The organism is Pseudoalteromonas sp. HF66 (genome assembly GCF_011806445.1).
Lineage (GTDB): Bacteria > Pseudomonadota > Gammaproteobacteria > Enterobacterales > Alteromonadaceae > Pseudoalteromonas > Pseudoalteromonas apostichopi.
Map to the genome: position 1 here is coordinate 62,591 of NZ_JAATOU010000017.1, position 11,992 is coordinate 74,582.

The 11,992-nt window shown below is 38.5% G+C and carries 9 protein-coding genes and 1 tRNA gene; 4 read left to right on the plus strand and 6 right to left on the minus strand.

Annotated features, from left to right (window positions below; all coding sequences use genetic code 11):
• Positions 1-49 precede the first annotated feature (49 nt).
• Positions 50-2,407 carry a TonB-dependent receptor gene (locus HCZ11_RS15590; RefSeq protein ID WP_167658850.1) on the minus strand — a complete coding sequence of 786 codons (2,358 nt, stop codon included), beginning with the start codon at positions 2,405-2,407 and terminating at the stop codon, positions 50-52.
• Positions 2,408-2,617: 210 nt separating this feature from the next.
• Entirely contained in the window at positions 2,618-3,661 is a 1,044-nt protein-coding gene (locus tag HCZ11_RS15595) for an alkene reductase (protein ID WP_167658851.1), read from the minus strand.
• Positions 3,662-3,781: 120 nt separating this feature from the next.
• Here HCZ11_RS15595 and HCZ11_RS15600 point away from each other — a divergent pair, with 120 nt between their 5' ends.
• Positions 3,782-4,363: a TetR/AcrR family transcriptional regulator gene (locus tag HCZ11_RS15600; RefSeq protein WP_130051697.1), complete on the plus strand. Its 582-nt coding sequence runs from the start codon at positions 3,782-3,784 to the stop codon at positions 4,361-4,363.
• 85 nt (positions 4,364-4,448) lie between these two features.
• On the plus strand, positions 4,449-4,847 hold the full coding sequence (locus HCZ11_RS15605; RefSeq protein WP_130051698.1) for a DUF2750 domain-containing protein: 399 nt from the start codon (positions 4,449-4,451) through the stop codon (positions 4,845-4,847).
• Between the two features lie 27 nt (positions 4,848-4,874).
• Here HCZ11_RS15605 and HCZ11_RS15610 read toward each other — a convergent pair whose 3' ends face one another.
• On the minus strand, positions 4,875-5,759 hold the full coding sequence (locus tag HCZ11_RS15610; RefSeq protein WP_130051699.1) for an AraC family transcriptional regulator: 885 nt from the start codon (positions 5,757-5,759) through the stop codon (positions 4,875-4,877).
• Between the two features lie 229 nt (positions 5,760-5,988).
• Between HCZ11_RS15610 and HCZ11_RS15615 the strand changes: the two genes are divergently transcribed.
• Complete coding sequence (locus HCZ11_RS15615) at positions 5,989-6,513, plus strand: carboxymuconolactone decarboxylase family protein (protein WP_130051700.1); 525 nt, start codon at positions 5,989-5,991, stop codon at positions 6,511-6,513.
• A 121-nt stretch (positions 6,514-6,634) separates the two neighbouring features.
• Here HCZ11_RS15615 and HCZ11_RS15620 read toward each other — a convergent pair whose 3' ends face one another.
• Entirely contained in the window at positions 6,635-8,347 is a 1,713-nt protein-coding gene (locus HCZ11_RS15620) for a hypothetical protein (RefSeq protein WP_167658852.1), read from the minus strand.
• Between the two features lie 492 nt (positions 8,348-8,839).
• Here HCZ11_RS15620 and HCZ11_RS15625 point away from each other — a divergent pair, with 492 nt between their 5' ends.
• Positions 8,840-10,309 carry a P-loop NTPase fold protein gene (locus HCZ11_RS15625; RefSeq protein ID WP_167658853.1) on the plus strand — a complete coding sequence of 490 codons (1,470 nt, stop codon included), beginning with the start codon at positions 8,840-8,842 and terminating at the stop codon, positions 10,307-10,309.
• A gap of 201 nt (positions 10,310-10,510) precedes the next feature.
• On the opposite strand, the gene HCZ11_RS15630 is transcribed toward HCZ11_RS15625, so the two are convergent.
• Positions 10,511-10,598 (minus strand) — tRNA-Ser (locus tag HCZ11_RS15630).
• Between the two features lie 150 nt (positions 10,599-10,748).
• On the minus strand, positions 10,749-11,789 hold the full coding sequence (gene nadA, locus HCZ11_RS15635) for a quinolinate synthase NadA (RefSeq protein WP_054561293.1): 1,041 nt from the start codon (positions 11,787-11,789) through the stop codon (positions 10,749-10,751).
• Positions 11,790-11,992 lie beyond the last annotated feature (203 nt).

An 11,992-nucleotide genomic window follows, 5' to 3' on the forward strand; every position in this document is an offset into this window, starting at 1 on the left:
TGCAAAAAAGCCCACCAAAGATGGGCTGTTTAAAACGTTAGCTTATTATTTAAAACTGCGCTGTAAGTGTTAAAGCCGCAGTACGTGGTGCACCAATAAAGTAGGTTGAACCATTACCTGTGCCACCTGCTAGGTATGATTTATCAAACAGGTTATTCACCACAAATGCAAGGTCGAGTGATTTGAACACACCTGAATCAAGGCTAGTGTTATAACCAATGTTTAAATCAACCAAGGTGTAGCCATCAACCTTGTTTCGCGAACGGGTTTGTTCATCAGTCCATGCACCTAAACGCTCACCTGTGTATTTAGCCGATAAACCAAAGCGGAAATCACCACTGTAATAGTCTGCCGATACCACAAATAAATCTTGTGCCGAGTCAATGACTTCATCACCCGCTTTGAAGCTTGCAGATGCTTCCTCAAGTAACTCACCATCACTGTTGTAAGCACTTGGATCGTTCGATTGATACTCAGAGTTATTGTACGTATAAGATGTGTAAAGGTTCCATTTGTCAGTCAGCATATAACTTGCTGATAGCTCAACACCCGTTGACTCAATACCACCTACATTGATGTAAGAACCGTTCGTGCCAATGGTGTAATCAATACCATCTGTATCACTGCCCGGGGCAATAAAGGTAATACGGTTATCAAACTCAATGCTATAAGCTGTTGCTGTTAAGCGTAAACGGTCATCACTGTAACGTACACCTAGGTCGATGTTTTCAGCTGTTTCAGGTTCAATCTCGGTCAGTGTCGATGAATCACGTTCAAGTACACCATCTTTAATTGCCGCAAAGTTTTCGCTGTAGCTGCTAAATAGCTCTGTGCTTGCAGATAGCTGATAAAGCACACCACCGCTAAACAGTACGTCTGAATCACTGTCGATTTTATCTGAGTATTCATCTTCAAAATGGTTATAACGCTGAAGCTCAACAAGGTACTGTTTAGCACCTAAATTAAGTGTGAAATCACCTAAACTGATTGAGTCTTGCACATACCATTTAAAAGTATCCGTTTCGAAGGTGTTTTTGTACTGAGTCCAATATGGCGTATGATCAAAATGATGATAGATACGGGCATCAATCACTTTATGCCAATCTCGTGATTCATCACGATCTGTTTGTTCAAACCAAAAGCCGGCTTCAATGTCATGATTGCCAAGAGTTACTTGGTACTCGCCAGTCATACCTAAGCGGTCTTTTTTGTAGTGTGTATGACGATAAGACATAACCGGAATGGCATCATCAGGGTAACAGGCCGGGTTTAAGCCTGGGCCTGAAGACCATGGCCATTCTAAACTTGCCGTACAACCTGCAGCAGGTGCAAGTGGGTTGCCATCGCTGTCGGTAAAGCCGTAGCTGCCAGCATTTTCACCACCAATTGATGTTGGGTTACCATCACCATTAACAGGTGACGTTAAATAAGGCGGAATCCAGTCACCACGACCCGAGTTTTTATGGTAATAAGGCGATATGCTTAAGTTTGAAGTGGCACTTAACGCGTAATCAAACTTTACATAAGCAAGGGTATTTTCGCGTAATGTACCCCAGCCCTCAGCAAACATTTGATCAAAATGAGGCACGCCGGTCCAATTCCACGTTAAACGATCCCAATCAGGGTTTTGTTCAAATTCGCTAATGCTGATGCTGTTATAGTTAATTTCGTGAACATCATCATACGAAACACGACCTGTTATTGTCAGGTCGCTAAAGTCCGATACAAATTTAGCCTCAATGTGCTGATTGTCCTTACCGCCATTGCTGCCATCACCAATCCAACGGCTAGTATCTGTTTGCGAGTAGCTGATATAGGCTTGCGTGTTATCGAACACCGTGCCGGTTTCATGTTTAACAAAGTAGCGGCTAGCATTGTGATCGCCTGTAGTGTAAGCAAACGTGGTGCTTTGCTCTGTACTCGGTTGTGCACTCACAAAATTAAAAGTACCGCCTAGCGCTTCTAGTGATGCAGAGGCAATATCAGAAGTACCTTGCCCTACCTCAACAGTTGCTAAATTTTCACTATCTAGATAACGGTTTGCTTTTGCACCGCCACCATAGTTAGAACCACCATTAGGAATACCATCAATGGTCATACCTAATTGCTGTTGATTACCATCAATACTAAAACCACGCATAGTAATAGTGGTTGACCAATCGTCACCACCAAATGCATCACCTTCGTTGATGCTAATACCCGGTAGGTTATCAATTACGGCTAACACACTTGATACTGAACTTTGTTGCTCAAGCATGGCAGGTTCAATGACGTTATTGGCATAACTGGTTGGCTTTGCAACCACCGTAATTTCTTCAATTTCGTTATTCGTGTTTGCATTTGCTGATGTTGCTAAAAGCGTTGCTATTAAAAGGCTTAGCTTTGTTTTTTTAGTTACTGTGCTCATTGTTTTTCCAAGGTTACGTATTTGTAAGCGGGCACAGTATGCAGAGCGCGTATGACATTTAGGGTCAAAATTTTTGACACAATAATTAAAAAATTAATGCATTTAGATGGCAGATTTAAGACTTAACTGATTAATAAATAAGAAAGTATTAGAAAAGCGCCCAATTAAACTAACAGGACGCTTTTTGGTTGGATAATGTTATTAGGTGTTTTAAATCAATTCAGCCAGCATTTCTTCACTGTATGGTGTTAATTGCTCACCATTTTTAACTTTGCTGATGTAATCCGGATTCGCAATAAATGGACGACCAATCGCAATTAAGTCAAATTGGTTGTTATCGATAGCTTGATTAGCTGACTCAAAGGTATAGCTCCCTACACCGACTAAAGTACCTTTGTATGCACCGCGCATATATTCAGACGTTGTTTTATTGTCTAAGCTTTCAAAGCGCATGCTGTCATCAAAAATTCCAGCATGTAAGTAAGCAAGTTTACGTGTTTCCAGCGCTGATAATAAATAATCAAATACAGCTTTATCACCTTCGCTTTCAGTCATATTAAAATACGCACCAGGCGATAAGCGTAATGCTGTTTTATCTGCACCAATTGCTGCAATCACTGCATCGACGACCTCTAGGGCAAAACGTGACATATTTTCTGGTGTTTGACCATATTGGTCTTCACGTTGGTTTGCAGCAAAATGTAAGAATTGATCAATCAAGTAACCATTTGCGCCATGAATTTCAACGCCGTCAAAACCCGCTTCAATGGCGTTTTCGGCCGCTTTTGCGTAATCAGCAATTAAACCTTGGATGTCTTCAATAGTGGCAGCTTTTGGTGTAACGTAAGTCAGCTCACGCATTCTTGGTACCGACCCTTCAACGCCGATTGCAGATGGTGCCAGTACATCACCTCCAAAGAAATGTGGGTGAGCCACTCGCCCTACATGCCAAAGTTGAGCAAACATTTTGCCACCTTTAGCGTGCACAGCATCCGTGACCTTTTTCCAACCTTGAATTTGCTCACTGGTAAATAGGCCCGGTGTGTTTGGGTAACCTTGGGCATCTGGACGAATAATGGTTGCTTCACTAATAATTAAACCGGCATCGGCACGGCGCGCATAGTAATCAACCATCGCTTGGGTTGGCACTAGGTTATCGTCACTCATACAGCGAGTAAGCGGTGCCATTAGTACGCGGTTTTGTAATTCGATACTGTCATTTAACTTAAACGAAGAAAGTAAATCGGTTTTCATGGTTCTATCCTTATCTTGAACATACATTCAAGATAAGGGCGATATAAACTAACTTCAAGGTTTATTTTGAATAATCGTTCAAGATTACGTAAACTTCAATTGTAAATAATAGGAGCATTAATGAGAACTGCTGAATTTGATACTGAATTTGTACTTCGCCAAGCTATGCATGCGTTCATGCAATTTGGCTATGCAAAGACCAGTATGCAAAAATTAAAGGAAGTGACTCATCTTCATCCAGGCTCTATATATGCCGCTTATGGCAATAAAAAAGGTTTGTTTTTGGCTGCCACCGAGCAGTATCAAAAAGATAGAAACCAACAATTTACGGCACTTTTTAATGATCAACAGTCAGTGTTATCAACCCTCAAACATTACCTGACTGTGATTGTTGATGAATGTATTGAAGGTGAAGTTGCCAAGGTGTGCTTACTTACAAAGAGTATTTCTGAGGTTGAAGGCAACGACCCACAAATTTGCAATGTGCTACGTGGTAATTTAAACGCATACGAGCATGCCCTCGCACAGCAAATTCAAAAAGCCCTTGATAATAACGAATTTGCAAGTAGCAAGTCAGCTCAGCAACTGGCACGCTTTTTAGTCATGGGCATATACGGTATTCGTACCTATGCGCTGACAAATCAAGACCCAAAATCTCTGCAACAACTTGCTGACGATCTATTTGCTGCATTAGTAAATTAATTTAGCTAATAACTTTACTTGTCATATTAATTTATCACCTTATGATTAAGGTGTAGCTGTGTATAACTAAAAGAGTGAGCCTGTCATGAATAATGCAACTGCCAAACGTGTTGAAACTGAATTTGATGCTGTACTCGCCTTAGGCGCTAAGAAACGACTCGCTTATATGTTTGAAACGGTTCAAGAGTTTAAACAAGTGTGGATCCTCAATGATGAGCATGGCTGTGTGATGCTCTCAAATGAAGACGATGACTGCGTGCCTGTATGGCCTAGTCGTGAATTCGCGCAAAGCTGGGCAACCGGTGAGTGGCAAGACTGTACGCCAAAAGCCATTCCAGTCAAAGACTGGCTAAGTCGCTGGACTTCGGGACTCGAACAAGATGATTTATTGATTGCTGTGTTTCCGACAGAGCAAGATGACGGCACGATTTTATTCCCCGATGAATTTGACTCACAACTAAGAATGCCAAAAAGACGTTTTTAAACTGAGAGAGCCATGTGCTCTCTTTTTTTATGCTGTTTGGTGCTGTCGTATAGCCGAAATATCTTTTATGGGGGGTTTACCAAAAAAGCGCGTGTACTCACGACTAAATTGAGATGGACTTTCATAGCCTACTTTTAGTGCTGCAGAACCAACATCAATTCGTTCATTCAACATTAATTGCCTTGCCGCTTGCAACCGCAAGTTTTTTACGTATTGCAACGGGCTCATCTTTACCACATCACGAAAGTGCAACCTAAATGTCGAAGGACTCATGTGTGCATCACGAGCCAAATCATCTATTGAAAATTGACTAGTAAAGTTTTCTTTTAACCAACACAATGTTTTCGCAATTTTCTGGTGCGCAGAGCCAGACATCACAATTTGCCTTAAATAAGGGCTATGAGGACTATTTAACAATCGCAATACAATTTCTTTTTTAATAAGTGGCGCAAGATTAGCTTTTAATTGAGGTTCATTGTCTAGATTGAGAAGCCGATGAAGTGCATCAAGCAAGCCATTATCTGTGTCAACCACAGACATTGCTTGGTGTTTAGGGAACTTGTCTTGCCCTGTAAATTCCATTTCAGCAACGATGTGGCTGATTTCATGAACATCTAAGCGTAAATAAAGGCCATAAAACGGCTGCTCTTTACTGGCACGAGTAATATGCGACGCAACAGGCACATCGACTGATGTTACCAATGATTGGCCGTCAGTGTAATCATAACTATGCTCACCTAGCACAACTCGTTTTGCACCTTGCAAACTAATACCAAGTCCTAATTCATACACGCAGGCCATCGGTAATGAAACTTCGCTTCGTCTGAACACTAATAACTCTGGAATAGATGTTTCAAAACTACCATCTTCTATCGCTATCGCTTTCACTGTTTCAATTAATGCCTGACGCATTTAGATTACCTCTTAAATATACTCAATTAAGTGTATCACCGTAAATTAAGGTTAGGACCATTTAAGGTAACAGTTCGTTGTTTTAGGCAAAAATTAAATCATTTATGGCAAGAAGAAACCGCCGTGATCAACCATAATGTATTTTCAAATTTTCGATTGCATGCTCTTTGCAATCAGCTTCTACTGCAAAACCTCAATATATTCAATACCTAAAATCAAAAGAGAAATTATGAACTTAAACAACACGGATTTATTTGTGTTTGTCGCGATCGCTGCTTTGGTCACCGTTCATGACAAGCCTTTGTTAAAACGAGCATGTCAGCACGCACTTAATGATGGCGTATCAATGCAAGTGTTATGTGATATTTTACCGCATATTAGTGTGTATTCTGGGGTGCCAAAATCGTTAATGGCACTAGAGGTTTTAAAATCAGTTGATGATATTCAAGGTTCAAATGCATTGGTAATCAAACGCACAGAGCAACAACTAAAAACAGCGCTCACATTTGGCCAGCTTCCGTTTGGTTTAGACCAGCAAAACAACAGGGTATGTGAGCTTGCCTCTTTAGGCGCATTATTTGCGTTAGAGGATGCCAGCAGCTTAGTTAGCGAGCAACTTAAACGCTGCGTATTACTAGGCTATAGTCGTGCGCAACTTGAATTATTAGTGATAGAGCTTGCCAGAAAGGTCAGCAGCAATATAGCCATGCGGGCCAAGTGTAATCTCGAAAAGCACTTTGCTATGGTGGGGTAAATTTAAGAAATGGCGGTGACGGAGAGATCTCCCGCCACAAAACACAAAGTCACATAACTTTTTGAGTGTATTTATTATCCTACTATCCTTAAGAAATATGTGACAGAGCTTTGTGACTAAGTTATTTATTGCTTTGTTCGATTATTTCCGCAACTTTCTTCAAGTTATGAAAGTTACCTTCTGCAAATGGGTTGTCATAATCCTCTATTTCCAAAACCGAATTTGGCTTACTAAATACATTGCCTATAATTGATAGTTGCCTAACGACCCTTGCTTTCATTTTAGATGTTTCAGATTTATCAATATCAATCTGTTTTCTATCAGCAATATTTTCATTAGATTTTTGAATAATTTTTTCCTCTATTTCTTTAAGGTTTGACCAATTATCATCGTCTAACTCTTCTGGTCTTTCTCCTAAATTAGAGCCTCTTAAAATAGACTCAATGTTAGAAAGTAGTTTTTCATAGAGGGTAGTGTTTTTATCAAGCTCGATATAAGCATTTGCTATTTCTTCCATGTTAGAGCGATCTTGATCATTCAAAAAGTCATAATTTGTCCCCGTCACCATGCTAATTGCACCTGAGTCCGTATTTTTTTCAATAAATGATTTTGCATCATAGATGGAAGTAATTTGTCTTATATTCATCAATTTCAATTTATAAACAAAATGCTCGATTTTCTCCTTTTCGCGTTTTTCAAGCAAATTCAAATCTAAATCAAAATCACTCAGTTCTGTGGTATGAGGATAAAGCTTTTCAGATATATTTAATAAAATAAGAGTAAAGTACTTAAGTTTCAATGCTTGTATGTAATCTTGCCAAACTTCACTTTCAACATTTCTAGGTGGGGGCTTTCTTAAAATTTTAGCAACAGATGCAGGATTTTCATTTACATAATACTTCTCTAGATTATTGACGGCAAAAAGCTCTTTACAAGCTGTGCGGTTCAATTCATTCCACTTTGATTCTATAAAATTTATCGGCTTTATTATATCAAGAATTTTACCTAAGCTATCTGAATCAGTACTAACTTTTACCTTATACAAAAATAAATCTTCGTAGTGGCTTGCCATCGTATCAATGATTAAACTCCATTCAAAATCTGATACATGTTCAGGCTTACATGAATTTAGAATTTTAAAACTTTCATGCTCTTGTAGATTACTACAATGAAAACTTTTGATATCTCTTTTGCTTTTTATAAAGGACCTTCTCGCTTCATCCCAATCTTTTTGATTCACATAAAAAGGCTTGGGTTCATTCAATACGGTCAAAATACTATCATAACTACTAAGTTGTAATTTTCTAAGTACTTGTCCTTTGACACTCGAAATAATTATATAAATTAAATAGCCAACACTACACAATACATATATCAAAATAGTAGCATTTGAACTATTGGCAGGTTCCAAAGCATTTATTGCTTTACCTTTTGGGTAAGAAATATCTATAAGCTTACTTGTGATCCCACCAACAGTTGATTTTATGGTGTAACTGAATTTTGAATTGGGTGGGAGTTTTGAATATTGTGCTTGAAAAAAAGTATCTGCAACATTTTGTACAACTTTATCATCTACAAAGTTCTTAATTACATTGGCTTCTTTAATTTTCCCAGTAATTTTAATTCCTATAGAATCAATAGCAACATCACCGCTATTTATTACCGTTAATTGCTGAACGCTTTCTTTTACCTCACCCTTATCAATTATTAATGGGATAGGCTCACTGAGGTAATATTCAAGTTCAATTTTGTCTTGAGTTAAATAATATAATAAATAGCCCGACAAGACTGTACCAATGATAGTAAAAATAGTACTTACCAAATTCCCTTTCAAAGTTAACCCCTTTCTTAAAGTTCAAAATTTTAGAAAACAATATATCAAAGTATTATCTGTTATTTTCAATTAAACTTGAAGTCCGTTTCTTAACATGATTTCAGTAAGTACACTATAGACTTTTCAACTTTCTAGTAAAATGAAACACTGCTAAGCAATTTCCCTGTAAATATTAGCTTTAAGCTCGCATCCATAATTTTTAATTTTATCTATAATCTTATTTTTGTCAGTTTTAACTGTAACTTAAAACGTTTTTGATTTCCCCTTTATGTACAAATTTGAAGTTGCCGAGACTTACAGCAATGGATAGCTACGAGTTTTTATTCATACAGAAACTTTACATCAATCATGAGAATATTCTGTCTTTTGTTGCGATGTTATGCACCAAAATTATAAAGCTCTAGGCATAATATTCAGCATCGCTTAGATGTGGTTATTAAAACTCATGCTATGATTCAACCAATTAAAATAGCTTTAATACAAGGAATTGTTATGACCTCAAAAAACCCAATTACAAATTGCAAATATAAAGAATGGTTAACGGATTACAAATTTGAAAATTGTAAGCTATACCGTGGCGAATATGGGGAATTCTTAGCTAGTTATATTACAGGTGAGCATGACGGCTTTGTTCTTAACCTCAATGGTGGCTGGGGCACAGGGAAGACACAGTTTTTAAGGCGACTGTATTCGTTATTATGTTCAAAAGGTCACCCGACAATCTATATTGATGCATGGGAGAGTGACTTTTCTGAGGTACCTTTGTCTGTAGTTTCAAGTGAGCTTATAAGTCAGCTATCTGAGATAAATGAAAATATTGGTGACGAATTTGTTAAAATTCAAAAATTTTTGGGCAAAGCTTTGAAAGGTGCTGTGGTTAGCGGAGCTGGTGCGCTTACAAAATTCTTCATGAATGAAGCTAGTGTTGGTGTTGAAGCTGCGAAATCACTTTTTGATAAAACGGATCAAGATTACTTACAGAGCGTAATAGGCAATCATGTCGAACAAATAAAAGCTATTAAGAATATTCGTTCTCAATTAGCCCAATTGGCTCAAGTGCTAGAACAAAGCTTTAATTATGCTTTGCCCGTTGTTGTTCTAGTTGATGAACTTGACAGATGCAGGCCAAGTTATGCAATAGAGATGCTTGAGATTATTAAACACTTTTTTACCACTAATAATTTCGTCTTCGTTATAGCAACTGATAGCAACCAGTTACAACATTCAATTAAAGTTATTTACGGAAACGAATTTGATTCAGCAGTGTACCTAAAGCGATTTTTTGATAGAGAAGCAAGGCTAGATAAGCCTGACGTCGAAATGTATATCTCGATTCATGGTCTAGAGTCTAAATATAGTGCCAACAATATTGAGCTATATCCAAAAATTTCTAGAAATGGGATAACCGATTTTATTTCTTGGATTGTGCAAATTTATGATTTTACAATCAGGGATATTGATCAACTTTTATCTAAACTGGAAGCATGCTTTAGATTCGCAGAAAGCAAGTCGAAGAAAAATCACAGGAAACAATACATAAACATTTTCACACTTACCTTAGTTCTAGCAGAGATGGATTGCAGAAGACATATTTTTATCAAAGATGACTTTAAAGGTTTCCCCAAAACATCTAATAAAATGCATTCATTTACCATAGAAAGGAATCCATATGATAGCTCTCAAGCTACCAGTTTTTTCAACTTTGCTTCACTTATGGTCCATTGCTCAAAAATGCATGAAGTTATATTGAGTAATAATGAAGGTTTAAATGAAAAGACTAAAATTTTAGGAGCAAACGAGCATTTTCATGACATGGTTAACTCTTCAACTGAGATGACAGCATTTAAAACCATAATTAGCATTTACGACAAATATTTAAACGAGTTTAGATTGAAGAAATCTGAATTTTGGCTTTGGGATGATTATATAAGAATTTCTAAATTAGCAGGTTGGTTAAAGTAGCCATACTTTATATACATGTTTTTTACCTTAAGTTTGACAAGTATGATCTAAAGATTCTTTAAACTCGTTTTTGCCTATAATTGAGGCAAACGGATACAGAAAGCCTACCTAAACTAACCTTTTGTACCAGACCTTAGGTGTAGTAATTCTCCCTTCCAACAAACATGGGAAATAACAGGATATAAGGCTTTGAAGTAGAAATGGCGGTGACGGAGAGATTCGAACTCTCGATACGTTGCCGTATACACACTTTCCAGGCGTGCTCCTTCAGCCACTCGGACACGTCACCTAAGGCGCTTAGAGTATAGCGCGGCGTTATAGTATGAAAACAACCCTATAGACGCAAGGGCTTTTTAAAATACGGTGGTTAAGTGATTAGTAATCAAACAAAAAAGGCAAGGTATAGACCTTGCCTTTTGTATATATAGACGATTCGCTCTTAACGTTGAAGCGTTGCTGAGAAATCTAACATACGGTTAAGCGACTTTAATGCGCCTTCGCGTAAATCCATATCTACAAATACTTCTTTACCCTCAGGGTCTGTCAGTGCTTCTTCAATCGCTTTTAAGCCGTTCATTGCCATCCACGGGCAATGTGCGCAGCTTTTACAGGTTGCGCCTTCACCGGCTGTTGGTGCTTCAAAGAACTCTTTCTCTGGGCATAACTGCTGCATTTTGTAGAAAATGCCTCGGTCAGTCGCTACGATGAACTTTTTATTGTCCATAGTTTGCGCAGCTTTAATAAGTTGGCTTGTTGAACCAACCGCATCAGCTAAGGCTACAATCTCCGCAGGAGACTCTGGGTGAACCAATACAGCCGCATCTGGGTGTAAGGCTTTCATATCCTTAAGTGCTTTGGTTTTAAACTCGTCATGAACGATACAGGCGCCATTCCACATGATCATGTCTGCACCTGTGTTCTTTTGAATGTAAGAACCTAAGTGTTTATCTGGACCCCAAATGATTTTTTCGCCTTGCTCATCAAGGTGCTCAACGATTTCTAGAGCACATGAAGAAGTAACAATCCAATCTGCACGGGCTTTCACAGCTGTTGATGTATTTGCATACACTACTACCTTGCGATCAGGGTGCTGATCACAAAACGCTGAGAATTCTTCAATTGGGCAACCTACGTCTAATGAACAAGTTGCAGCAAGCGTTGGCATAACAACTGTTTTATTTGGCGTTAGGATTTTTGCTGTTTCGCCCATAAAGCGAACACCGGCTACCACAATTACATCTGCGTCGTGCTTAGCGCCAAAACGCGCCATTTCTAGCGAGTCGGCAACACAACCGCCTGTTTCTTCAGCTAGTGCTTGAATTTCAGGATCAGTGTAATAATGGGCAACAAGAACCGCGTTCTTGTCTTTTAATAATTGTTTGATACGTGCCTTATACTCAGCTTGCTCGTCTTTTGATAACGGAGCTGGCTTTGGAGGGAAGATATAATCTTCAGGCATAATTTGTTCAGCTAGACTCATTTCTCGACCACTTAGTCCACAGTGCATTCATGGCGCGAATTATACGAGAATCTTAAGCTAAAGAACAGTATTGCGGTGTGCTGTTAAGATAAATAAAGGATAACTTAGAAAGAAAAGATAAATCAGGAATGGTGGGTCATGATGGACTTGAACCATCGACCAATGGATTAAAAGTCCACTGCTCTACCAACTGAGCTAATGAC

Coding starts and splice junctions, on each gene's coding strand:
- HCZ11_RS15590 (WP_167658850.1), bottom strand. CDS start 2,407: ATGAGCACAGTAACTAAAAAAACAAAGCTAAGCCTTTTAATAGCAACG.
- HCZ11_RS15595 (WP_167658851.1), bottom strand. CDS start 3,661: ATGAAAACCGATTTACTTTCTTCGTTTAAGTTAAATGACAGTATCGAA.
- HCZ11_RS15600 (WP_130051697.1), top strand. CDS start 3,782: ATGAGAACTGCTGAATTTGATACTGAATTTGTACTTCGCCAAGCTATG.
- HCZ11_RS15605 (WP_130051698.1), top strand. CDS start 4,449: ATGAATAATGCAACTGCCAAACGTGTTGAAACTGAATTTGATGCTGTA.
- HCZ11_RS15610 (WP_130051699.1), bottom strand. CDS start 5,759: ATGCGTCAGGCATTAATTGAAACAGTGAAAGCGATAGCGATAGAAGAT.
- HCZ11_RS15615 (WP_130051700.1), top strand. CDS start 5,989: ATGAACTTAAACAACACGGATTTATTTGTGTTTGTCGCGATCGCTGCT.
- HCZ11_RS15625 (WP_167658853.1), top strand. CDS start 8,840: ATGACCTCAAAAAACCCAATTACAAATTGCAAATATAAAGAATGGTTA.
- nadA (WP_054561293.1), bottom strand. CDS start 11,789: ATGAGTCTAGCTGAACAAATTATGCCTGAAGATTATATCTTCCCTCCA.